Raw genomic sequence first — 23,807 nt, 5'->3', positions numbered from 1 at the left:
ATCCCATGCATCTGTTCGGCAACCGCGAATCAGGCCACAGCTACAAGGCCAGCCTGTTCATGTGGTTTGCCGGCATTGCGCATCAATACACCGAGATCGACATCGACACGCCGCGCGAGGCGCGGCCCGAGCCGTTTCGCAGCCTGTCCAAGTACGGGGAAGTGCCGCTGCTGCTGCACAACGACCACCCCTACGTGCAATCAAACGCGATCCTGATCCACCTGGCCGAGCATAGCGGCCAGCTGGGTGGGGAATCGCCGCAACGGCTCGAGCGGGTGCGTGAATGGCTGTTCTGGGAAGCGAACCGGATCGGGTTTTCGCTGCCGAACCTGCGCTACGGCCTGAAGTTTACCAAGGGCGGCCTGGCGCCCGATGTCGAATTCATGCTGCGCCTGCGCCTGGACAGCGACCTCGAGCGGCTGGAAGACGAACTGGCGGACTGCCGCGCCTTCATCCTGGACGACCAGCCCAGCGCAGCCGACCTGGCGCTGTGCGCCTATCTGTACTGGCCCGAACAGGCCGGCATCAACATCCCACCCAACGTGCAAGCCTGGCTGGGGCGTGTTGCCAGCCTGCCTGGCTGGCGCCATCCCTACGACGCGCGCACTTAATCCTTGCTCTTGCCTTTGGCGTCCTTGACCATTTGATTATGCTGCAGCACGTAAGCATCGGTCGCATCGCGCCAGACGGCATAGTCGGCCAGCAACAGCTTGGATGACACCCGCGCCGCCTCCACCAGATTGGTGTGCAGGTTCTCCAGATGGGTGGCGGCCTTCTCCATCTCATCCTTCGTCATCAGATCCGCAATGTCTTTTGGAATGCGTTTGGTCAGGGGAGCGGACTCATTGAGGTTGACCACAAAGGCGTTGTAGCATTCCTGCCAGGCATTGACCTTGTTCGACACAGCCGAAATTTCTTCGTTAATTTTCGACATGGCCGGAATGCGCGGCACCGGGCACTTGTACTTACCGCCGGTCAGATCAGCGCCATCGTAGCCCGACATCCAGTACGCGATGTCGGCCTTGTGCGTTTCGCGTTTCTTCATCATATCGAGGGAAGCAACAGCCGTCTTGTTGCCTTTGGCTGCAGACTTTTTGAACAGCGCCTCGGCCTTGGCCATATCGACCGCGCCCGCCTCGCCATACAAATACATCTGTCCGAGCCGGACCTGCGCCTCAGCATTGCCGCCGTTGGCCAACTTCGTATAAAGCTGCAATGCCTGCGGATAACTCTTCTTCTCGAAGAGCGCATTGGCATCCTCAAGTTCGCCGGCGGACACCGCGCCGCACCACGCCAGAGACAAGCAGATCAACAATTTCTTCATAAAGCATCCCGACAAAAGAACGGACGCCCATCATACCCCGCGCACCCGAAATCGGGGTCAGACCTCAATACTGAAACAGTTTTTTAATTGAGGTCTGACCCCGATTCTTTATAGGGAGCTCGCTTGATTTGCAAGATATCGCCACTGGGAAACCTGATCGCGCCTCATAGTGCGCGCGCGTTGCAAAATCGGGGTCAGACCTCAATACTGAAACTATTTCAGTATTGAGGTCTGACCCCGATTTTGCAACAGTCGAAGGTGTGGGTGGGGAACGGGGTCAGCCTTGCAGGGCGGCGGCGAAGTCGGCCAGCAGGTCGGCCGGGTCTTCGATGCCCACCGAGACTCGGATCAGCGATTCGGCAATGCCCATGCTGGCGCGCCGCTCGGCACCCATTTCGAAGAAGATGGTGTGGGCCACGGGAATGACCAGTGTGCGGGTGTCGCCCAGGTTACTTGCCGAGATGGCGATGTCCATCCGGTTCAGGTAGTCGAAGCAGTCGATGCCGTCTTTCAGTTCAAAGCTGAACAGGCTGCCGTAGGCGCGGAACAGCTCGCTGGCGATGCCGTGCTGGGGATGCGAGGCCAAACCGGGGTAATGCACGGCGGCGACGCGTTCGTCCGCTTCGAGCATGCGTGCCAGCGCCAGCGCGTTCGATGAGGTCCGCTCCATCCGCAAGGCCAGCGTTTCAGCGCCCACGGCAATGTGGTGCGCCGCTTCCGGCCCCAGCGAGGCGCCAAAGTCGCGCAAGCCTTTGGCCCGGATTTGTGCCATACCCCACTGCGGCGCGGGGTTGCGCTTGTAGTTGGCCGCAATGTTCGGGTAGGCGCTCCAGTCGTATTCCCCGGTGTCGGTCAGGCTGCCACCGAGCGCGTTGCCATGGCCGCCGATCGATTTGGTCAGGGCGTTCACGACCAGCCCGGCACCGACTGCTTTCGGGCGGAACAGGTAGGGCGTGGTCATGGTGTTGTCGACCACGTACAGGATGCCGCGTGCCTTGCACAGCGCGCCAATACGGGCCAGGTCGGCCACTTGCGTGCGCGGGTTGGCGATGGTTTCGACGAACACGATGCGGGTGTGCGGCTTGAGCGCGGCTTCTACATGGGCGACGTCGGTGGCGTCGACGAAATCAACGCCCACGCCCTGCCCCGCCACGGTCTGCCACAGGCTGTTGGTGTTCCCGAACAGGAAGGACGAGGACACGACATGGTCGCCCGCCTTCAGCAGCGCCTGAAACACGGCGCCAATGGCGCCCATGCCGGTGGCGAAGCAGATCGTCGCCAGGCCATCTTCCATGCGCGTGATTTTGTCTTCCAGCGCGGAGATGGTCGGGTTGCCCTGGCGTCCGTAGCGGAAGCCCGGCTCCTTGCCCTGAAAGACAGACGCCAGCTGGCGCGCGTCGTCGTAGCCAAAGGCCACCGAGGTGTGCAACGGCTTGTGCAGCGAGCCGTGCTCGATCCCCTTGCGGCGGTCGTTGTGCAGTACCGTGGTGGTGAAGCCGTAGTTCTTTTTCTCGCTCATGACCTTATTCGGCGGTGGCCAGGTTCAGGTTCAGCTGGGTGCGTGCAGCATCTTCCGCCGGTGCGGCTTTCGGATGGTGACGCGCGTACTCCAGCTGGTCCAGATAGGCCGGGGTCACGTCGCCGGTCACGTAGATGCCGTCGAAGCACGAGGCTTCAAAGTTCTGCAGTACCGGGTTGCAGTCCGAGATCGAGCGCTTGAGCGCGTCCACGTCCTGGTACACCAGGGCGTCGGCGGTGATTTCGCGGCACACTTCTTCGGTGCTGCGGCCGTAGGCAATCAGTTCGTCGCGGGTGGGCATGTCGATGCCGTACACGTTCGGGAACAGCACCGGCGGCGCGGCCGAGGCGAAGAACACGTTGCGGGCGCCGGCTTCGCGCGCCATCTGGACGATTTCACGGCTGGTGGTGCCGCGCACGATGGAGTCGTCCACCAGCAGCACGTTCTTGCCCTTGAATTCGGAACCGATGGCGTTGAGCTTCTGGCGCACCGATTTGCGGCGGATGGCTTGCCCCGGCATCAGGAAGGTGCGGCCGATGTAGCGGTTCTTGATGAAGCCTTCGCGGTATTCCACACCCAGTTTCAGCGCCAGCTGAATGGCGGCCGGGCGCGAGGAGTCGGGAATCGGCATGACCACGTCGATCTCGCCCGACTTGAACTGGCTGCGCACTTTGTCAGCCAGGTATTCGCCCATTTTCAGGCGTGTGGCGTAGACCGAGGCGCCGTCCAGGATCGAATCCGGGCGCGCCAGGTACACGTACTCAAACGCGCACGGGTTGAGCGATGGGTTGTCGGCGCACTGGCGCTGGTGCAGCTGGCTGTCGTTGTCGATGAAGATCGCTTCGCCCGGCGCGATGTCGCGCAGGAAGCGGAAACCCATGCCTTCGAGGGCCACCGATTCGCTGGCGATCAGGTACTCGGTGCCTTGCTCGGTTTCGTTGACGCCGATGCAAAGTGGGCGGATGCCGAACGGGTCGCGGAAGGCCAGCAAACCGTGGCCGGCAATTTGCGCGACCACGGCGTAGGCGCCCTTGACGCGGCGGTGCACGGCGGCGGTGGCCTTGAAGACGGCGTCTGGGTCGAGCGTGAAGCCGGTGGTCGATTCCTGGATTTCGTGCGCCAGTACGTTAAGCAGCACTTCGGAATCGGAATCGGTGTTGATGTGGCGGCGGTCGTTGCGGAACATTTCCGACTTGAGCTGGGCCTGATTGGTCAGGTTGCCGTTGTGCGCCAGGGTGATGCCGAACGGCGCGTTGACGTAAAACGGCTGCGCTTCTTCTTCGCTGGAGGAGCCAGCAGTCGGGTAGCGGCAGTGGCCAATGCCCGAATTGCCTTGCAGCGAACGCATATTGCGCGTGCGGAAAACGTCACGCACCAGGCCATTGGCCTTGTGCATGGAGAACATGCTGCTGTGATTGGTTGCAATGCCCGCCGCATCCTGACCGCGATGCTGCAACAGCAGCAAGGCATCATACAACAGCTGATTGACGGGATTATGCGAGACGACGCCGACGATGCCACACATGGTGCGCTCCTGAAGAGGGTACTGCTGATTTAAAATTCATTAAAACCGTACGTGCCGCGTGATATCCGCAGGCAGGAAGGGTTGCACAGTGCGGGCGCCGGTTTCGGCCATCGGACTGAGCAAGGCGTCCTTCCAAAAATCTTGTTTCGGCAAATCAGTCATGCCGGCGAGCATCACGCCAGCAAGCACGATCACGATCCCGCGCGCCAGACCGAACAGGCCGCCCAGGCCCCGGTCCGCCAGCGTCAGGCCGGCCGCGTTAATGGCCGCGTCCACCGCCATCATCAGCAGCCCCATCAACAGGCGCACGCCAATGAACAGAATCAGAAACGCCACAATCAGGCGCAAGGCCGCGCCGGGAATCGCACCCGGCAGCAGCGGCGCCAGCTCGGCGCCAAACATATTGGCCACCACGAAGGCAACGATCCAGCTGACCAGTGACAGGATTTCTTTCATCAGGCCGCGCAACATGCTGATGACAACCGATGCGATCAGGATAAACAGTACCAAATAATCGAAAATCGTCACGCCGCGCTGTTCCCGTCTGGATCAAATGATTAGTTTGGCACCAGGCTGCCGGACAGCCCCAGCTTGCCCAGCTTGGCGCGCACTTTTTCGCCTTCATCCTTGCTGAACGGGCCGACGCGCACGCGCACCAGGTCGCCGCTGCCTTTCTGGGTGAAGGCGGGAATGCCGGCGTCTTTCAGCCTGGTCTGCAACTCGGTGGCTTTTTCCTGGCTGGCCAGGGCCGCTACCTGGACGATGTACTTTTGCGCGGCGGGGGCCGGCACTTCCTTGTCTTCGAGGATGGCCAGCGCGCGCTCGGCGTCGGGCTTGGCGACTGGCTTCGGCTCCGGTTTTGGCTCCGGCTTGACCGGTTTGGCGGCCGGCTTGTCGGCCACTTTGTCAGCAGGCTTTTCAGCTGGCTTGAGCGGCTTGACCTCGGGTTTTGCGGGCTTGGTGTCGGGCTTGACGGCCGGGGTGCGCACCTCGGCCACCTCGCGCGGCACGGTCACCAGGGGCACTGGGGCACCAGTCGTTTTCGGCACGTCGACGATTTCTTCGCGCTTGTCCAGGCTGTCGGCGGCGGCCACCGGTGCCGGCGGGCGCACTTCGGCGCGCGGCTGGACCTGGGCAACGGCCTTGTCCTTGGATGGAATACGAATGTCAATATCGCTGGCCAGCGGTTTCGGTTCGGAATCGAGCACCATCGGCAAGCCAATGGCCACGGCCAGAGCCAGGGCGATGGCGCCCACCAGACGCCGGCGCGCGCGCTTTTTTTCTGGCAAAACGGGGTCGTCGGCGGCAGCACGGGCGGTCTTGCCGCGCTTGGCGGCAGGTTCGCCGGCGCTGGAAGCGCGCTTGGAGCGGGCCCGCGCGCTTTCGTCGTCGTCGCGGGAAACATAGCCACTGTCTTCGTCAGCGGTTTCTTGCTTGTTTTTATTTAAGAACGAGAACAAGCCCATGCGTTTGTCTTCAGTGTGGTGAGGTTTTTCGGGCAGCCATCACACCGGCGACGGTGTAGAAGGAACCAAAGACCACAATTCTATCATTCTCGCCGGCCCGGCTCATTGCATTTGCAAAAGCTGCGCCCGGATCGGGGAAGGCAGTGGCGCTGCGTTCGCCCGGTTTGGCGTCGCCCGGCGGCAGGCTGGCCAGGCGTTCGGCCAGCTCGGCCGCGCTGGCCGAACGGGGCGATGGCAAATCGGCCACGCACCAGTGGTCAACGTACTGGGCCATCGGGGCGATGACGCCGTCAATATCCTTGTCCTGCATGACGCCAAACACGGCGTAGGTGTAAGGATGGAAGCCCATATTGCCCAGGTTCTGGGCCAGCGCGGACGCTGCATGCGGGTTGTGCGCCACGTCCAGAATCACGGTCGGGCGGCCCGGCAGCACCTGGAAGCGTCCCGGCAACTCCACCACCACCAGGCCCGTGCGCACTTCTTGCGCGCCCACGGGCAGTTCCAGGCGCAGCACTTCCAGCGCGGCCAGCGCGGCCGAGGCATTGAGCAATTGATTCGCGCCGCGCAAGCCCGGATAGGCCAGCGAATTGCGGCGTTGGCCACGCCCGCCATAATTCCACTGTTGCTTGTCACCGGAATAATTAAAGTCACGGCCCAGCAGCCACAGGTCGGCGCCGATCGCTTCGGCGTGGGCCACCAGCGCGGCCGGGGGCACCGGGTCGCTGCAGATGGCCGCTTTGCCCGGACGGAAAATACCGGCTTTTTCAAAGCCAATTTTTTCCCGCGTGTCGCCCAGATAGTCGGTGTGGTCGATGTCCACCGAGGTGACGATGGATACGTCTGCATCAATGACGTTCACGGCGTCCAGGCGCCCGCCCAGACCGACTTCCAGAATCGCCACATCAATACCGCTGCCAGCGAGCAGGTGCATGATGGCCAGGGTGGTGAACTCGAAATAGGTCAGGTCGATGTCGCCGCGCTTGTCTTCCACGGCGTTGAAGCTGGCGACCAGCGCGTCGTCGGTGGCCAGGTCGCCGCCAATGCGGGCGCGCTCGTTAAAGTCGAGGAAGTGGGGTTTGATGTACAAGCCCACTTTGTAGCCGGCGCGCAGCAGGATCGATTCGAGCATGGCGCAGGTCGAGCCCTTGCCGTTGGTGCCGGCCACCATGATGACGGGACAGCTGAACGCCAGCGCCATCCGCTCTTTCACGGCGCGGACACGGTCCAGACCCATGTCGATATGAACTTCAGCGTGGCGCGATTCAAGCAGGGCTAGCCAGGCGGGCAAGGTGGTGGGCAGTTGGGACATAATCAGGAATCGTCAATTGATGAGCAGACATCGCCCTCGCGAAGGCGGGGGCCCATTCCACGTGACCGAAGTTGTTCAGCGTGCTATAGGTCCCCGCCTCCGCGAGGACGATGTGGGGTGCAGCCAGTAAAAACGGCCCGGGGCGCAAGACACCTTGCACCGCGAGCCGCCACGAAAAGCAAAGACGTTTAAGCGATCACGTCCGCCGCCTGATCCTGCAGCAGCGCCAGCAGACGCGCGATTTCTTCGCGCATCTTGCGGCGGTCGACGATCATGTCAACCGCGCCCTTGGTGACCAGGAACTCGGCACGCTGGAAGCCTTCCGGCAGCTTTTCACGCACCGTGTTTTCAATCACGCGCGGGCCGGCAAAACCAATCAGCGCCTTCGGCTCGGCAATGACCACGTCGCCCATGAAGGCAAACGAGGCCGATACGCCGCCCATGGTCGGGTCGGTCAGGACGCTGATGAATGGCAGCTTTTTCTCGGACAGCTTGGTCAGCATGGCCGTGGTTTTTGCCATTTGCATCAGCGACAGCAAGCCTTCCTGCATGCGCGCACCACCGGTGGCGGTAATGCAGATGAACGGCACCTTCTGCTCCAGCGCGATCTGGGCGCCGCGCACAAAGCGCTCGCCAACGACCGAGCCCATGGAGCCGCCCATGAATTCGAATTCAAAGCAGGCCACCACCACCGGCAAGCTCATGATGGAACCACCCAGCACGATCAGGGCATCGGTTTCGCCGGTGGCGTCCATGGCGGCCTTGAGGCGGTCTGGATACTTTTTGCTGTCCTTGAATTTGAGCGTGTCGACCGGCAGGGTTTCCTGGCCGATTTCGTAGCGGCCGCCTTCGTCGAGCAAGCCATCGAGGCGCTCGCGCGCGCGGATGCGCATGTGGTGGCTGCATTTCGGGCATACATGCAGGTTCGATTCGAGGTCGGTACGGTACAACACCGCTTCACACGACGGGCATTTGACCCACAAGCCTTCCGGCATGGTTTTGCGGGCGCCAGCGTCGGAGCGCTGAATTCGGGGGGGCAGCAGTTTTTCCAGCCAACTCATACATTCTCCTTCTGCGGCATTCTCAGTGGTCGGTAGTTTAGCGGGTAAGCCCCTGCTTGTCGAACACTAAGGAACGCAACTTGCCATTGCGACACTATTTTTGGTGACTTTTGGTGAGTCTTTGCGGAAAGATTTTTCCCAAATTCAAACATCACTTCCCCTATGGAACGCCGTGTTTTTTGTAGGAAAAAACCTACAAGAAATACCATTTTATTAAGCACGAATGGTATGATTGTCACGTACCCAGGATCCGGCCGCGCGCCCGCGTGGCACCCATGTGGCGAACCAGGTGGTAACGTTCATGAAGCCAGCGAGCATCGCAGCCGATACCTACCCCAGCGACGAGGACAGCGCCTCCATCGTCGGCACGGTTCGTCTGGTTCTGGCAGCGTCGACCATTATCACAGTGCTGATGGACCCGGCCATGGTCCAGAAAATGCCCGCCTTTACCTGGGTCATCTTTTCCGGTTTTACCCTGCACAATGTGGCCCTGTATCTGCTGGCGCACGTGCGTCGCCACGCGCCCCTGGGCACCCTGAGCACCTGGATCGACCTGGCCTGGTACACCCTGCTGGTGTTTGTCACCGGCGGCCAGGCCAGCCTGTTCTTCATGTTCTACTTCTTTTCCATCCTGACCACGGCATTTCGCTTCGGCTTTGACGAGGGCGCGCGCGTCACCCTCGCCTCGGCGGTGCTGTTTTCCCTGACCGCCCATTCGGCCACCGCATCCTCGGAAGTGCTGCAGGTGCTGCTGCGCGCCGCCTTCCTGCTGGCGCTGGGCTACATGATCGCGCGCTGGGGCGAAGCCAATCTGGTCCAGAAGCGCCGCCTGGCCCTGCTGCGCGACGTCAGCCGCCTGTCCAATCCGCGCTTTGGCGTCGAGCACACCATCAACGACGTGCTGCAGCGGGTGCGTCACTTTTTCCAGGCCAGTTCCTGCGTCATGGTCAGCCGCCGCCTGCGTTCACCGCGCTGGGCACTGCGTGTCATCAACGATGCCGGTGCCAGCGTGGCCGACCTGCCGGCCGACGACAACAGCGACGCCACTGCGCCCTTGCTGATGTCGCTGCCGCCCGGCATGCCGGTGCTGTATACCAGTACGGCCCTGCCCTGGCTGCCGCGCGGCGGTGCATTCTGCTATTACGATCTGGAGCACGATCAATGGCGCGAATGCGAGGGCGACGCTGGCGAGCGCCTGGCCGAAATGCTGGAGGTGCGCTCCTTCATCAGCACCCCCCTGTCGATCCAGAACAGCGAAGGGCGCGCATTCATGGCGTCGGTGCAAATGAACTATAGCCGTGCAGACGTCCTGTTCCTGTGCCAGATCGCCGGCCAGGTGGTGCCGGTACTGGAAAATATTTATCTACTTGACCGCCTGGCCAGCGAAGCGGCACTGCGCGAGCGGCGCAAGATCTCGCGCGACCTGCACGACTCCACCGTCCAGCCCTACATCGGCCTGTCGCATACGCTCACGGCGCTGCGCGCCAAGGCCGCGCCCGACAATCCCCTGTTCGATGAACTCGACACGCTGGCACTGATGACGGCCGAGGTAGTGCGCGACCTGCGCCACTATGTGGGCGGCTTTGCCAAGGAATCGGGCTTCAGCGAGCCCCTGTTCTACAGCGCCCTGCGCCATCATGCGCGCCAGGTGCGTCTGATTTACGGGATCGACATTGCGCTCGAAATGCCGGTGCGGGTCGACATTGGCGACCGCCTCGCTGCCGCTGCCGTTCACCTGATTACCGAGGGTATCAGCAACATTCGCAAGCACACTGCCGCGCGCCAGGCCTGGGTGCGGCTGCGCTACGACCAGGAAAGCCTGAATATCGAAATTGAAAACCCGAATGACGCCAGCGACGGACCGGCACCGGCGTTTTACCCGGTCTCGATCAGCGAACGCACCCTGTCGCTGGGCGGCACCATCCGTATCGAACAGCGCAATCCGGCGCGCACCGTCGTATGCATCGACATTCCGATTTAGGACACCATCATGCAAGTACAGGAAAAAACCATTCAGGTCATGCTGGTCGACGATCACAAGACCATGCTGTGGGGCTTGCAGCGCTTGCTCGAGAGCGCGCACGCGGGCATCACCGTGGTCGCCTCGGCCACCACCCTGGAAGAGGCGCGCGCCGCGCTGGCGCAGTGCGTACCCGACGTGGTGCTGCTCGACCTGGACCTGAACGGCGTGTGTGCCATTGACTTGCTGCCGCTGTTCCTGACCAATGAACGCACCCGGGTACTTATTTTTACCGGCTCGCGCGATGATGCCCTGCTCGAACGCGCCATTCGTGGTGGCGCCCGCGGCTTGCTGCGCAAAGATGCGCCGGCCGAACTGGTGCTCAAGGCGGTCACCAAGGTCAGCGAAGGCGAATTGTGGATTGAACACGCCATGATGGCGCGCGTGCTCAACGAGCTGACCCGCCCGGCCGTGCCGCGCCGGCCCGACCCCGAAGCCCAGCGCCTGGCCAGCCTGACTGCACGTGAACACAAGATCATTGCCTCCATCGTCAGCGGCAACGGCGCCCCCAATCATTCGCTTGCGCAAAGTCTGTTCATTTCTGAACACACCTTGCGGAATCACCTGGTGTCCATCTACAAAAAACTGGGCGTGGCGAACCGGCTGGAGTTGTATGTTTACGCGGTAAAACATCAACTCGGCACGCAGGAAATTTCAACCAGCTAAGCCCCTTCTCCCTATGACAAAGCAGCTGGTGGTCACGGCCACCGGCATTGTCGCGCCTGTACTTTAATTCCAACAGGACATTTGTCATGCCTATTGGAAAATTCCACGGGACAATTTACCTCTGAGAAAGAGTAGTTTCGTTTGATGTAATGCTTATTTCCTTTGAGTAAAGTGAGTTGTCGGCGCGGAAATTACAACAGGAGATCGCGATGCGAGCTGAAACTACAACTACGGTAGCGATGTCGTCAGCAAGCACCCAGTCCCTGTCGCACTTTCTGGCAGAAAAAACCGGCGCGTCAATGTACGAGTTTGCACTATTGGCGTCATTGGTTGCCGTCGTCAGCATCATCATCCTCATCGCATTGAATCTGGGGACGTGAAGACGAAAGCGCCGAGCAGTCTCAACTTGTCGATGTCCACTAACCTTGAAGGAAACTATCATGCAAGCCATCAAAAAGTTCATGAATGACGAAGCAGGTGTCACCGCCATCGAATACGGCCTCATCGCTGCCCTGATCGCAGTCGTGATCGTCGCCGCCGTCAAATTGATCGGCACCAATCTGAATACGACCTTCAAGTCGGTTTCGGACGCGCTGTAATCGACGCCTGCGCTGCATGTTCCGGCACCGCCGCGTGCCGGACCCCCCAGCCCAACGCCACCGGCCCCCACCATGCACACCGTCTCCCTCGCGCTCTTGCCCGCCCTTGCACTGGCGCTGGCCCTGGGCGCCGCGGTCTGGCATGACGTGCGTGCGCGCCGCATCCCCAATACCGTGGTCATGGCCGGCTGTGTCATCGCCCTGCTGCTGCACAGTCTGCTCCCAGCGGCTGCTGCCCTGCCGGGTACGCCCGCCAGCGGCCTGGGCCCGCTGTTCAGTCTGGCCGGGCTCGCTACCGGTCTGTTGTTACTGCTTCCCTTTTACGCCCTGCAAGCCCTGGGCGCTGGCGACGTCAAGCTGATGGCCATGGTGGGCGCCTTTCTGGGCAGCCCGGCTGTGATTGGTGCCACCTTGCTGGCCATGCTTGCGGGCGGCCTGATGGCGCTGGTGGTGGCCCTCTGGTGCGGCCAGCTGGCGCATGTGCTGGGCAATGTCCATCACATGCTGCGCAGTGCCCTGGTGCGCGGCATGGGTGGCGTCGACGCCCGTATCGATGCACCGGCCACGCCCACCGGCAAGCTGCCTTACGCCATCGCCATTGCCTGCGGCACGGGCTTGCAGCTGGCCCTGTCGGGCTGGCCCGCCTGGCGCATGTTTTCCTGAATCGTGATTGGAGCTGCCATGAATATCGCTGCCCTGTTTGCCTCACGCCTTTCGCAGATCTTGATCGGCGCCATCATGGCCGTGGTCTGGCTCACGTTTGCACTGCTCAATGTGCGTGCCTTTCAGGTCACCGGCGACGCCGTGTATCTGGTGTTCTGCGGGACGGAAAGCGTGACGGCCTTGTTCTTCCTGGTGCGCACCAAGCCAGTGACGGTCACGGTGCACGGCGGCGACTGGGCACTGGCCGTGGCCGGCACCTTTGCCTCCTTTCTGTTCACGCCTGCCGAGCAGGGCCTGCTGCCGGCCGCTGCCGCCTTGATCTACCTGGGTGCGGCCCTGCAACTGGGCGGCATGCTGTCGCTCAACCGCAGCATCGGCATGGTGCCGGCCAAACGGGTCATCAAGACGCAGGGCTTGTACCGCCTGGTGCGCCACCCGCTGTATGCCAGCTACCTGCTCAGCTTTTGCGGCTACATGCTGACCAATACCTCGCCTGCCAACGTGGCCGTGTTCGGCATCACGGTGGCCTTGCTGGCCCTGCGCATCCTGCGCGAAGAGCGGCACCTGGCGCAGGACGGCCACTACCGTGACTACATGGCACAGGTGAAATTCCGCCTGCTGCCTTTCGTCTTCTGACCACCGCACGAGGCCTGCCATGCCCAACGACGCCGCCCTTGCCGCCAGTGACAGCCGCCCCGATGCGCTGTTCCCGCTGGCCCCGCGTACGCCAGAAGAAACGGGTGTCCCTTTCCTGTTCCTGGTCGAACTGATCAGCAAGGTGCTGTATCTGCGCGGCCAGATGCAGTTGTCCGAGCTCACTGGCCACGTCAAGCTGTCGGTTGGCGTGGTCGACAAGGTGCTGACCTTTTTGCGCAGCGAAAAGCTGTGCGAAACCTCGCGCCGCGGCAGCAGCGGCACCGACGCCGACCTGTGCGTCATTCTGACCGATCTGGGCCGCGCTCGCGCCGCCGTTTACGTGCAGCAGAATGCCTACGCCGGTCCGGCCCCGGTCACGCTGGAAGCCTACACCCGTCAAGTGATGCGCCAGAGCGTGGCGGGCATGCACACCACCAGCGACGACATTGCCAGCGTGCTGGGGCAACTGGTGGTGGACCCTGGCGTACTCGAACAAATTGGCGCCGCCATGAATTCGGGCCGCGCCATCTTTGTGCACGGCCCCGCCGGCAGCGGCAAGACCTATCTGGCCGAGCGCCTGCACGCGCTGCTCAAGGGCACGGTGCTGATCCCGCACGCCATCATGGTCGACCGTGAAGTGCTGCCTTTCTACGACAGCCTGGTGCACGAGCTGGTGCCGGAACCGGAAGCCGACAGCGCCAACGGGATCGGCCGCGCCGCCCTCAACGACGGCCGCTGGCTGCGCGTCAAGCGCCCCACCGTGATGGTGGGCGGCGAACTGACCTTGCCCATGCTCGACGTGCAGTTTGATGCCGGCTCGCGCATGTACCACGCGCCCAGCCACCTGAAAGCCAACAACGGCCTGTTCATCATCGACGACCTGGGACGCCAGCGCTGCTCGGCCGTGGAATTGATGAACCGCTGGATCGTGCCGATGGACCGGCGCCAGGATTATCTGTCGCTCCATACCGGTTACAAGTTCCCGGTCCCGTTCGACATGGTGATCGTGTTTTCCTCCAATTTTGCGCCCGACCAGCTGGCCGACGGCGCCTTCCTGCGCCGCCTGGGCTACAAGATCCTGGTCGATGCCGTCACGCCAGACCAGTACCTGCAGATCTTCCGCGCCGTGTGCACCGATTTCGGCATCGCCTTCGACCAGGGGGCCTTCGATTTTCTGCTGCGCGCGCTGCATGCGCGCGAACAGCGCCCGCTGCTGGCCTGCTATCCGCGCGACCTGCTGGCCCAGGTGCGCGACCTGGCGCGCTACTACCGCCAGGCGCCCCAGCTGACCCAGGAAAGTCTGACCTGGGCCTGGCACAACTATTTCACCACCCACAGCAAGACGCCCTCGATCCAGCCGGGCGCCACAGCCAGTGGCATGTTTTACGAACGCAGGAATCGGGCAAACCCAGGGGAGTAAGTCATGAAAAATACGCGTGGACTGGTAATGATGGGGGTGGCGCTGCTGATGGCAATCGCCGCCGTGATCGTGGCGGCGCGCTGGATCAATGAGCGGGCCGGCAGCGCTTCCGGCAAGGTCGCGGTGGCGCAGGCCGATATCGCCCTGGGCGCGCGCCTGACGCCAGACATGGTGCGCATGGTCGACTGGCCGGCCGCCGCCATGCCGCCGGGCGCCGTCACCGATGCCAAGAGCCTGGATACGCGGGTGGCGCGCACCACCATCCTGCGCGGCGAGCCCGTAATGGAAACCAAGCTGGCGCCACCGGGCACACAGGGCGGCCTGTCGGCGGTGGTCGCACCCGGCAAGCGCGCCATGACGGTCCGCGTCAACGACGTGGTGGGTGTGGCCGGCTTTGCCATGCCGGGCAACTTTGTCGACGTCCTGGTCAACACCCAGGGTGAAAAGCAGCGCGGCAGCAACGCCGACAAGGACCCCAGCATCTCGAAGATTGTGCTGGAACGGATCCTGGTGCTGGCCATCGCCCAGGAAGCGAGCCGTGACGACAACAAGCCCAAGGTGGTCAATGCCGTGACCCTGGAACTGTCGCCCGAACAGACCGAAACGCTGGATCTGGCGCGCAGTGTCGGCACCCTGTCGCTGGTGCTGCGCAACCAGGTTGATCCGGCCACCGCGACCACCGAAGGCGCCACCAAGAGCAGCATGCTGGGCCAGGCACCGGAAGCACCGCTGCTCGCTGCCGTGCCCGTGCCAAAAACGGTGGCCGTGGTCCGCCGCCCCACTTTGTCCCAGCCCCGGCTGGCCGAAAAGGTCGAAGTCATCAAGGGCCTCGACCGCAATACCCAGCAATTCTGAGCGCAGCCCAGGGAGAATCGAATGAGCACCTTGCACACCATATCCGCCCGCTCGTTGTTGGCCACCGCGCTGACCGCAGCGCTGGCCGCCAGCAGCCTGGCTCTGGCCGCACCGGCCAAACCTGCCGCCAAGCCCGAACCGGTCAAGGCCGACGGCCGCTCCGAAATCGGCCCTGGCATGACCCTGATCGACGGCAAATCCACGCTGGTGCGCCTGCCCTACCAGGCAGCGCGCATGTCAGTGGGCGACCCGCGCGTGGCCGACGTCATTTTGCTCAACAAGAATGAGGTCTACATGGTGGGCAAGTCGGTCGGCACCACCAACCTGATCCTGTGGAACAAGAACAACGACGCCACCATCATTGACCTGTCGGTGGTCATGGACACAGCGCCCCTGCGCGCCCGTCTGGACGAACTGCTGCCCGCCGAAAAGGACGTCCATATCAGTACCGCCGCCGACACCATCATCCTGTCGGGCGTGGTGGCCGATGCCGCTACCGCCGAACAGATCGTATCGGTGGCCACTGCCTTTGTGCTGCGCGCGGCGCGTTCGTCGCAGCAGGCCGCGGCTCCCAGCGCCACGGTCCCAGGCGCCAATGCCGCCACCCAGAGCCAGGGCGGCGCCGGCATGCAGGCTTCGACCCAGACCGGACCGCGCGTGATCAATATGCTGGGCGTGGCCGCGCCCCAGCAGGTCATGCTGGAAGTGAAGGTGGCGGAAGTGTCCAAAACCCTGGTCGACCAGCTGGGCGCCTCGATTGGCGGCCAGAAAACCAACGGCAGCTGGACCTACAGCATTCTGACCAATCTGCTGGGCGGTGTGCCTGCCCTGGGCGAGGCCGCCAAAGCGAACGGTAACTTCCTGACCATTGACGCGCAAAAGCGCGATGGCCTGGTCAAGGTGCTGGCCGAACCGAACATCATGGCGATCAGCGGCCAGGAGGCCAGCTTCCTCGCTGGCGGCAAGATCTTCATCCCGGTCAGCATCACCAATAGCGGTGGCACACCCGAGATCCGGCTCGAGGAAAAAGAGTTCGGCATTGCGGTGCGCTTCACACCCACCGTGCTTGAAGGCGGCCGCATCAACCTGCGTGTGGCGCCCGAAGTGTCCGACCTGAACAAGGATGGCGTAGGCATCAGCGCCGGTGGCGTCAGCGGCACGGCGATCCTGCCCTCGTTCACCACCCGGCGCGCCACCACCACAGTGCAGCTGTACGACGGCCAGAGCTTCGCCATTGGTGGGCTGATCAAGAACAATGTGACCACCAACGTCAAGGCCTTCCCCCTGCTGGGCGAAATCCCGGTGCTGGGCGCGCTGTTCCGCTCAAGCGACTTCCAGACCGACCGCACCGAGCTGGTGTTCGTGATCACGCCGCACCTGGTCAAGCCGCTGGCACCGGGCTACAAGCTGCCCACCGATGGCTACATTGCCCCTTCACGCGGCGAGTTCTTCTTGCAGGGCAAGCACGAAGGCACGCCACCCAAAGACACCCAAAGCGCCGCCGCCACCGGTTTCGACCTGAAATAGGAGAACAGCATGAGCTCACTGCATTCCACCCTCGCCTGCGCCGCATTGCTGCTGGCCGGTTGCGCCAGCCAGACTCCCAACTTGGACCAGCAGTTCGGCAGCGCCGTGCACAGTTTGAACCAGCAGCAGGTGTTGAACCCGGCCGCGCCGGTGTCGCCACTGGTCACCGGCATCGACGGCAAGGCCGCCAAAAGCGCCTACGACAATTATCAAAAGTCGTTCAAGGACCCGCAGCCGCAGACCGGTGCGCTGTCGATCGGTGTTGGCCGCTAGGAGCGCCTGATGAACCGGCCGCTGTCACGTGATGTTCCCCAGCGCCAGCGCGGCGCCATGGCGCTGTTGTTCGGGCTGACGCTGGTGGTGCTGCTGGCCGCCGGCGGCCTGGTGCTCGATCTGGGCCACCTGTACGTGCTCAAGTCGGAACTGCAGAACGGCGCCGATGCGGCAGCCCTGGCCGGGGCCAAGGAAATCGACATGACCACAGCCGGCATCAACAAGGCCGCCGCCAAGGCGATTGCGTATGCCGGCAAAAACAAGTTCAACTTTGCCAGCGACCTGGTGCTGACCAATGCCGAGGTGACGTTTGGTTCTTCGCCAAACGGCCCCTTCGTCAGCGTCGGCGAAGCAGCCCTTAACCCCAGCGGCAAAACCTTCATCCGCATCGAAACCGGTAACAAGACCGTCACCACCTACCTGATGGGGGTGGCCGGCATTCCGACCATGGCCACGTCGGGCGTGGCCGTGGCGGGACGCTTCGTGGTGGACATCACGCCGATCGGCCTGTGCGCAATCGATCCCGTCAACCGCCTGGGCGCGCGCGCCACCACACCCGTGCCGCCCGCCGTGGCGCAACTGGAACTGCTGGAACACGGCTTCCGCCGCGGCATGACCTACGACATGCTGCAAATGGGCGCCATTGGCGGTCCCGCCGATCCGATGCTGCTCAATCCCGTCGACAGCCCGCCCACCGCCTGCGCCATGAGCCACAGCAGCGCCAACTTTACCGCGCCGTTTCTGTGCCAGGGCAATTCGGCCGTGACCAACAATGCCACCGAGGTGTATGCCAACACGGGTGTGAGCACCGGACCGGTGGAAAAGTCGCTGAACTCGCGCTTTAACCAATACCCGGGCGGGAGTGCCTGCCTGCCATCGAGCGCACCGCCTGACCGCAACATCCGCGACTATCCGTTTGGCGACACCAGCAACGGGCCGGCGCGTTACATGGTGCCCGATGCCTCGGCCCAGTCACAACCCTACAACGCCAGCAGCGGCTTCCCGCAGGCCGCCACCTCGGCCGCCACGGTGGGCGTGCTGTGGACCTATTCGCGCCCGCTCAAGGCCAGCGGCACACCCGGCAATTACACGGCCGGCGCCCCCTTCGACACCAGCGAATGGAGCGAACTGTATTACAACGGCGCGCCGCGCAATGCCGTCACGCCGGGCGAATATCCGGCCGGCGCCACGGCCTCGCCGTATGCCCAGACGGCGGGCCCGTATTTTGAGGCGCCCACCGTCAACCCCGGCAGCACCAACCGGCGCCTGATGAATCTGGCCATCGTCAACTGCAGTACCGCCACCAGCAATGCCATGAGCTGCAAGCGTCTGCCGGTGGTGGCGGTGGGCCGCTTCTTTCTGCAGCGGCCAGTCCAGTTGAATGGCCCGGGCAAGGGTCTGTTCGTCGAGTTTGCCGGCTTGATCGAGCCGGTGCCGAATTCCGAAATCAAGCTTTACAGGTGAAACCATGAACCTGCATCCGACCCGTTCACGCGGTGGCGCCGTCATCGAATTTGCCCTGATTCTCACGCTGCTGGTGACGATTGTGGCCGGCATCCTGGAGTTTGGCCGCGCCTTCTGGTATTACGACGCACTGTCAAAAGCCACGCGCAATGCGGCGCGCACGCTGTCCGTGGCGGCGCCAGCCACCATTGCATCGAGCGCCGTGGCCAAAGCGCGCAGCGAAGTGAGCGACGCGGCCGCCAGCGCGGGCGTGGGCGGCTTTGGCACCAGCAACGTCAGCGTGGCTTGTCTGGACAGCGCCTTCAATGCCGTCACCTGCACCGATGGCACTGCCCCGGCCGGGGTCCGGGTCAGTATCACCGGCTACTCGATGTTCCTCGGTTCCACCATTCCCTTCCTGGTGGGTGCGGAAAAAACCTATACCGTCAATCTGGCTCCGGGCACCACCATGCCCTACATGCGATGAACACTCAGCCCCTTATTTGTGACCGTGCACGCGGCGCCGCCGCGGTGGAATTCGCGCTGGTGGCAGGCATGTTCTTCCTGCTGATCTTCGGCGCACTGGAATTTGCCCGCGTGCTGTACATCCACAACACGCTGCAGGAAGTGACCCGCCGCGCCGCCCGCGAAATGACGGTGCGCTGGATCGACGACGAAGACACGGCGCGCAAGCTGGCCCTGTTTGGCGCGGCCAGCCTGCCAGGTGGCGCCGAAATCACCAAGGCCAGCATCAAGATCGAATACCTCAACAGCGCCGGCACGGCCGTGACGAATTTGCCCGCCGACCCGGGCGACAACCTGTCGGCCTGCGGCGACGCCGCGCGCGTGAGCGATTGCATCTACAGCGTGCGTGTATCCATTGCGCCGGATGTGTATTACAGCCCGATGATCTCGCTGATCAAACTGCTGCCGATCGAACTGCCCGAATCGAGCGTGACCATGCACGCCGAGAGCATGGGCTTCGAGACCTGACCTTTGGCCTTACAAGGTGCAACCATGAGAATCACCGTAGCAGCAAACGACGAAAAACAACTGGCCGAACTGGCACGCCAGCTGCGCGAACGCAGCAGCGCTGACGACATCTCCATGCTGCCAGCGTCGCTGGAACGCCTGCTGACCATGGCGGAGCCAGGCGCCATCGACGTGCTGGTGCTGGCCCAGGACACGCTGGACGCGGACGATACCGAACGCCTTGAACGCCTGGGCAATGGCTTGCCCAACACGGCGCTGATTCTGGTGTCGAGCCAGCAAACGCCCGAGTTTCTGCTCCAGGCCATGCGTGCCGGGGTGCGCGAAGTGGTGGCTTCGCCCTCCTCGCCCACCACCCTGTATCCGGCACTGCGCCGGATCGCCGACAAGCGTGAAAGCCGCGCCAATGCCGGCGGCAAGGTACTCGCTTTCGTGTCGTGCAAGGGTGGCAGCGGCGCCACCTTCCTGGCCACCAATCTGGGCTACGCCCTGGCCAGCATGGAAAACAAGAAGGTCTGCCTGCTGGACCTGAACCTGCAGTTCGGCGATGCCACGCTGTTCGTCTCGGAGCACAAGCCGGTGGCGACCCTGGCCGATGTGTGCAAGCAGATCCACCGCATAGACCCGTCGTTTTTGGCCGGCAGCATGGTCAGCGTGACGCCCAATTTTTCCGTGCTGGCAGCGCCCGAAGACCCGTCCCATTCCGAGGATGTGAAGCCGGAGCATATTGATACCCTGCTCAAACTGGCGCGCCGCCATTATGACTTTGTCTTGCTCGACATTGGCCGCACGCTGGACGCGGTATCGGTGCGTGCACTCGACCAGGCCGACATGATCTATCCGATCCTGCAGACCACACTGCCCTACATCCGCGACGGCAAACGCCTGCTGGGCGTGTTCAACTCGCTGGACTACAGCCACGACAAGATCGCCCTGATCGTCAACCGGCATCACAAGTCGGGCCAGATCCGGTTGACCGATCTGGAAGGTGCGTATGGCACCCGCATCCACCACACCATGCCCAATCACTACGAGGCAGCAGCGGCCTCGGTCAACCAGGGTGTGCCGATCCTGAAACTCGATCCCGCCAGTCCACTGTCCAAAGCGTTGGCCGACATGGCGCGCGAACTGGCCGGTCCGAGCGAGACCGAAACCCGGCCAGGATGGTTGTCCAAACTGTTTCGCGCGTGAGTCGTCCCCTAACCCTGTGACAGGAGCATCAGCATGAGCATGATCAAAGAAAGCAATTCACTGCGTGATCGCCTGGGCAGCAAGCCGATGTTCGGCGCCGGGGGCGGCAGCATCGACAACCGCGCTTACCAGCAGCTCAAACACCGCCTGCACCAGTCGCTGCTGGACCGGGTGGACCTGGAAGGCATGCAGCGCCTGTCGCAGGACCAGATCCGCGACGAGATCAAGACCCTGGTCGGCCGCCTGCTGGAAGAAGAGACGGTGGTCATCAATGACAGCGAGCGGCGCAATCTCACGCGCGACGTGCAGTACGAGGTGCTCGGATTCGGCCCGCTCGAGCCGCTGCTGGAAGACCCCACCATTTCCGACATTCTGATCAACACGCACAAGCAGGTGTACGTTGAGCGGCATGGCAAACTGGAACTGTCGAACGTCACCTTTACCGATGACGCCCACCTGATGAAGATCATCGACAAGATCGTCTCGCGCGTGGGCCGGCGCATCGACGAGTCCAGCCCCATGGTCGACGCCCGTCTGCCGGACGGCTCGCGCGTGAATGCGATCATCCCGCCGCTGGCCATCGATGGTCCCATCATGTCGATCCGGCGCTTTTCAGCCGAGCCGCTCAAGCTGCAGGACCTGGTCGACTTCAACAGCATGACGGCGCCCATGGCTGAAATTCTGCAGGGTCTGGGCCGGGCCAAGGTCAACATCCTGATCTCCGGCGGAACCGGCAGCGGCAAGACCACCATGCTCAATGTGATTTCGGGTTTCATCAGCCACAGCGAACGGATCGTCACGGTGGAAGACGCGGCCGAACTGCAGCTGCAGCAGCCCCACATCGTGCGCCTGGAAACCCGGCCACCCAATATCGAGGGCAGCGGCGAAGTCACCCAGCGCGCACTGGTGCGCAACGCCCTGCGCATGCGGCCTGACCGCATCATTCTGGGCGAGGTGCGCGGTGCCGAAGCGCTCGACATGCTGCAGGCGATGAACACGGGCCACGAAGGTTCGATGGCCACGATTCACGCCAACACCCCGCGCGACGCCCTGATCCGGCTCGAGAACATGCTCAGCATGGCCGCCGCCGGCCTGCCCGGCAAGGCCATGCGCCAGCAAATCAGTTCGGCCATCGGGGTGGTGGTGCAGGTCTCGCGCCTGACCGATGGAAGGCGCAAGGTGGTCGCCATTTCCGAAATCACCGGCATGGAAGGCGACATGATCACCATGCAGGAGATCTTTGCCTTCCGCCAGACCGGCACCGACGAAAAAGGCATGGTCACAGGCCACTTCTGTGCCACTGGCGTGCGTCCCCGTTTTGCCGAGCGGCTGCGCAATTTCGGGGTGGTGGTGCCGGAAAACCTGTTCGATCCGGCCCGTATTTTTTCCTAGAGCGAGGACGCCATGGACTATCTTTTCTACGTGTTCGGCACCCTGATCTTCGTGGCGGTGGTGCTGGCCATCGAAGGCGGCTTCATTGCCTGGAACAGCAGCCGGGGCCCGGAAGCGGCCCGTATTGCGCGCCGCCTGCGTGCCATGAGCGCCAAAGGGGGCGAGTCGGAACAGGCGTCCATGATCCGCCAGCGCCAGCTGGCCAAGTCGCCCCAGATGCAGGCGCTGCTGGAACAGATGCAGTTCTCGCTCAGTCTGGACAATTACCTGGCCCAGTCAGGCCTGCGCTGGAATGTGGGCTATCTGCTGTGCCTGATGGCCGGGATCGGCGCCGGCGGCATGCTGCTGGCCGCCCTGTTCGGCCAGGGCTGGATCGGCAGCGCGCTCGCTGCCTGCCTTGGCCTGCTGCCGCTGCTGTACGTGCGCCGTGCGCGCAGCCGTCGTCTGCGCAAATTCGAAGCGCAGCTGCCCGATGCGCTCGACATGATGGGGCGCGCCCTGCGCGCCGGCCACGCCTTCCCGACTGCCCTCAAGATGGTGGGCGAGGAAATGAGCGCGCCGCTGTGCGAAGACTTCAAGCTCGCTTTCGACGAGGTCAACTTCGGCATCAGCATGCAGGATGCGCTGGTGAGCCTGTCGGCGCGCGTGCCAGTGACCGACTTGCGCTTCTTTGTGATCGCGGTCGTCATCCAGCGCGAAACAGGCGGCAATCTGGCCGAGCTGCTGGCGAACATCAGCGGCATCATGCGCGACCGGATCAAGCTGTTCGCCCAGGTGCGCGTGCTGTCGGCCGAAGGGAAGATGTCGGCCTGGGTGCTGTCGCTGCTGCCGTTTGCCGCCGCGCTGATGATCCACATTTCCAACCCCGCCTTCCTCGAAGTCCTGTACACCGATCCGGTGGGCCGCATGATGATCGGGGGCGCGCTATTCATGATGTTTGTCGGCGTGCTCGTCATGCGCAATATCATCAACATCAAGGTGTAGCCATGAGCATCCTCCAAATCGGATTTCTGTCACTGGTCTTTTTTGCTGTGCTGGGCGGTGCATTCGGCGTCATGCGCATGGCCACCCGCACCGCAGTGCAGGGGCGTATCGCGGCGCTGTCGGGCGACAGTGGCGCCGCTGCCGGTCCGCAGCACACGCCACTGATCGAGCACATTGCCAGGATTACCTCGCCGCTGGCCAAGCTGTCGCTGCCTGAGGATAACTGGGAACGGTCAAGCATCCGTACCCGCTTCATCATGGCGGGCCTGCGCCACCCATCGGCACCGGCGATCTTCTTCGCTGCCAAGACGGCGTTCGCCCTGCTGCTGCCGGCGCTGGCCTATGTACTGGCCACCACCGGCGAGGCGCCCGACACCACCACCTTGCTGCTCTACCTGTTGGGCGCCGCCACCTTTGGCACCTATCTGCCCAATCTGCTGCTGCGCAACGCCATTGCGCGCCGCCAGAACGAGATCTTCGAGAGCTTTCCCGATGCGCTTGACCTGATGACGATCTGCGTCGAAGCAGGTCTTGGCGTCGATGCCGCGCTGTCGCGGGTGGCCGGTGAGATCGGGCTGTCCAGCCGCATCCTGAGCGAGGAGCTGACCCTGGTCACGCTGGAGCTGCGCGCCGGCGGCACCAAGGAAAAGGCGCTGCGCAACCTGGCCTTGCGCACCGGTGTGGAAGATGTCGACGCGCTGGTGTCGATGCTGATCCAGGCAGAACGCTTTGGCACCAGCATTGCGGCTTCGCTGCGCATCCAGTCCGATCTGCTGCGCACCAAGCGCCGCATGCGGGCGGAGGAAACCGCCGCCAAAATCGGTCTCAAGCTGCTGTTCCCCCTGATTTTCTTTATTTTCCCGGCGCTCCTGGTGGTTCTGATGGGGCCGGCCATGCTGCAGATCTACCGTGTCCTGTTGCCGACGATGGCACAACAATAAAGG

25 protein-coding genes are annotated in these 23,807 nt (G+C 63.0%); 18 read left to right on the top strand and 7 right to left on the bottom strand.

Annotated elements, in window-relative coordinates; all coding sequences use genetic code 11:
• The first annotated feature begins 5 nt into the window (after nt 1-5).
• Nucleotides 6-611 (top strand): glutathione S-transferase family protein, encoded by a 606-nt coding sequence (locus tag BUC24_RS03895; protein ID WP_073212803.1) that lies wholly within the window; start codon nt 6-8, stop codon nt 609-611.
• Here the strand turns inward: BUC24_RS03895 and BUC24_RS03890 are convergent.
• The 7 genes from BUC24_RS03890 to accD all read right to left on the bottom strand — a co-directional run bounded on the left by BUC24_RS03890 (nt 608) and on the right by accD (nt 8,204).
• On the bottom strand, nt 608-1,324 hold the full coding sequence (locus BUC24_RS03890) for a tetratricopeptide repeat protein (protein ID WP_073212802.1): 717 nt from the start codon (nt 1,322-1,324) through the stop codon (nt 608-610). The genes BUC24_RS03895 and BUC24_RS03890 overlap by 4 nt on opposite strands.
• A 277-nt stretch (nt 1,325-1,601) precedes the next feature.
• The gene (locus BUC24_RS03885) at nt 1,602-2,843 is read right to left on the bottom strand and encodes a cystathionine gamma-synthase family protein (protein WP_073212801.1); all 1,242 of its coding nucleotides are present in this window, start codon (nt 2,841-2,843) and stop codon (nt 1,602-1,604) included.
• Between the two features lie 4 nt (nt 2,844-2,847).
• Complete coding sequence (gene purF, locus BUC24_RS03880) at nt 2,848-4,368, bottom strand: amidophosphoribosyltransferase (protein ID WP_073212800.1); 1,521 nt, start codon at nt 4,366-4,368, stop codon at nt 2,848-2,850.
• Between the two features lie 39 nt (nt 4,369-4,407).
• Nucleotides 4,408-4,896, bottom strand: coding sequence for a CvpA family protein (locus BUC24_RS03875; RefSeq protein WP_073212799.1), 489 nt, complete (start codon nt 4,894-4,896; stop codon nt 4,408-4,410).
• 29 nt (nt 4,897-4,925) lie between these two features.
• Nucleotides 4,926-5,834, bottom strand: coding sequence for an SPOR domain-containing protein (locus tag BUC24_RS03870; protein WP_073212798.1), 909 nt, complete (start codon nt 5,832-5,834; stop codon nt 4,926-4,928).
• A 10-nt stretch (nt 5,835-5,844) separates the two neighbouring features.
• On the bottom strand, nt 5,845-7,143 hold the full coding sequence (gene folC / locus BUC24_RS03865; protein ID WP_073212797.1) for a bifunctional tetrahydrofolate synthase/dihydrofolate synthase: 1,299 nt from the start codon (nt 7,141-7,143) through the stop codon (nt 5,845-5,847).
• A gap of 188 nt (nt 7,144-7,331) precedes the next feature.
• Nucleotides 7,332-8,204 (bottom strand): acetyl-CoA carboxylase, carboxyltransferase subunit beta, encoded by an 873-nt coding sequence (gene accD / locus BUC24_RS03860; RefSeq protein WP_073212796.1) that lies wholly within the window; start codon nt 8,202-8,204, stop codon nt 7,332-7,334.
• Nucleotides 8,205-8,436: 232 nt separating this feature from the next.
• Here accD and BUC24_RS03855 point away from each other — a divergent pair, with 232 nt between their 5' ends.
• The 17 genes from BUC24_RS03855 (at nt 8,437) to BUC24_RS03780 (ending at nt 23,804) form a co-directional block, all read left to right on the top strand.
• The gene (locus tag BUC24_RS03855) at nt 8,437-10,185 is read left to right on the top strand and encodes a sensor histidine kinase (protein WP_083598692.1); all 1,749 of its coding nucleotides are present in this window, start codon (nt 8,437-8,439) and stop codon (nt 10,183-10,185) included.
• 9 nt (nt 10,186-10,194) lie between these two features.
• Entirely contained in the window at nt 10,195-10,890 is a 696-nt protein-coding gene (locus BUC24_RS03850; RefSeq protein WP_073212795.1) for a response regulator, read from the top strand.
• 209 nt (nt 10,891-11,099) lie between these two features.
• Nucleotides 11,100-11,270 carry a hypothetical protein gene (locus BUC24_RS26850; RefSeq protein WP_178372473.1) on the top strand — a complete coding sequence of 57 codons (171 nt, stop codon included), beginning with the start codon at nt 11,100-11,102 and terminating at the stop codon, nt 11,268-11,270.
• Nucleotides 11,271-11,330: 60 nt separating this feature from the next.
• Nucleotides 11,331-11,489, top strand: coding sequence for a Flp family type IVb pilin (locus BUC24_RS03845; RefSeq protein WP_073212794.1), 159 nt, complete (start codon nt 11,331-11,333; stop codon nt 11,487-11,489).
• Nucleotides 11,490-11,561: 72 nt separating this feature from the next.
• Nucleotides 11,562-12,152: an A24 family peptidase gene (locus BUC24_RS03840; protein WP_073212793.1), complete on the top strand. Its 591-nt coding sequence runs from the start codon at nt 11,562-11,564 to the stop codon at nt 12,150-12,152.
• An 18-nt stretch (nt 12,153-12,170) separates the two neighbouring features.
• Nucleotides 12,171-12,788 (top strand): methyltransferase family protein, encoded by a 618-nt coding sequence (locus BUC24_RS03835; protein WP_073212792.1) that lies wholly within the window; start codon nt 12,171-12,173, stop codon nt 12,786-12,788.
• Nucleotides 12,789-12,807: 19 nt separating this feature from the next.
• Nucleotides 12,808-14,208, top strand: a complete 1,401-nt coding sequence (locus BUC24_RS03830; protein WP_073212791.1) for an ATPase — start codon at nt 12,808-12,810, stop codon at nt 14,206-14,208.
• A gap of 3 nt (nt 14,209-14,211) precedes the next feature.
• Complete coding sequence (cpaB, locus tag BUC24_RS03825; protein WP_073212790.1) at nt 14,212-15,063, top strand: Flp pilus assembly protein CpaB; 852 nt, start codon at nt 14,212-14,214, stop codon at nt 15,061-15,063.
• 21 nt (nt 15,064-15,084) lie between these two features.
• The gene (locus tag BUC24_RS03820; protein ID WP_073212789.1) at nt 15,085-16,590 is read left to right on the top strand and encodes a type II and III secretion system protein family protein; all 1,506 of its coding nucleotides are present in this window, start codon (nt 15,085-15,087) and stop codon (nt 16,588-16,590) included.
• 9 nt (nt 16,591-16,599) lie between these two features.
• Nucleotides 16,600-16,863 (top strand): hypothetical protein, encoded by a 264-nt coding sequence (locus BUC24_RS03815; RefSeq protein WP_073212788.1) that lies wholly within the window; start codon nt 16,600-16,602, stop codon nt 16,861-16,863.
• A 9-nt stretch (nt 16,864-16,872) separates the two neighbouring features.
• Entirely contained in the window at nt 16,873-18,327 is a 1,455-nt protein-coding gene (locus BUC24_RS03810; RefSeq protein WP_073212787.1) for a pilus assembly protein TadG-related protein, read from the top strand.
• Nucleotides 18,328-18,331: 4 nt separating this feature from the next.
• A complete protein-coding gene (locus BUC24_RS03805) occupies nt 18,332-18,793 on the top strand; it encodes a TadE/TadG family type IV pilus assembly protein (protein WP_073212786.1) in 462 nt (153 codons plus the stop codon).
• Nucleotides 18,790-19,299, top strand: a complete 510-nt coding sequence (locus BUC24_RS03800) for a TadE/TadG family type IV pilus assembly protein (protein WP_073212785.1) — start codon at nt 18,790-18,792, stop codon at nt 19,297-19,299. The genes BUC24_RS03805 and BUC24_RS03800 overlap by 4 nt, the downstream gene beginning before the upstream one ends.
• A gap of 24 nt (nt 19,300-19,323) precedes the next feature.
• The gene (locus BUC24_RS03795) at nt 19,324-20,487 is read left to right on the top strand and encodes a CpaE/TadZ family protein (RefSeq protein ID WP_073212784.1); all 1,164 of its coding nucleotides are present in this window, start codon (nt 19,324-19,326) and stop codon (nt 20,485-20,487) included.
• Nucleotides 20,488-20,520: 33 nt separating this feature from the next.
• Nucleotides 20,521-21,879 (top strand): TadA family conjugal transfer-associated ATPase, encoded by a 1,359-nt coding sequence (locus BUC24_RS03790; RefSeq protein ID WP_218606478.1) that lies wholly within the window; start codon nt 20,521-20,523, stop codon nt 21,877-21,879.
• A 12-nt stretch (nt 21,880-21,891) separates the two neighbouring features.
• Nucleotides 21,892-22,863 (top strand): type II secretion system F family protein, encoded by a 972-nt coding sequence (locus BUC24_RS03785; RefSeq protein ID WP_073212783.1) that lies wholly within the window; start codon nt 21,892-21,894, stop codon nt 22,861-22,863.
• A 2-nt stretch (nt 22,864-22,865) separates the two neighbouring features.
• Nucleotides 22,866-23,804 carry a type II secretion system F family protein gene (locus BUC24_RS03780; protein ID WP_073212782.1) on the top strand — a complete coding sequence of 313 codons (939 nt, stop codon included), beginning with the start codon at nt 22,866-22,868 and terminating at the stop codon, nt 23,802-23,804.
• The last annotated feature ends 3 nt before the right edge of the window (nt 23,805-23,807 follow it).

It is taken from the genome of Massilia sp. CF038 (assembly GCF_900129765.1).
GTDB lineage: Bacteria > Pseudomonadota > Gammaproteobacteria > Burkholderiales > Burkholderiaceae_D > Telluria_A.
The sequence above is the reverse complement of the archived record's forward strand: the minus strand, read 5'-3'. Positions and strand labels throughout refer to the sequence as shown.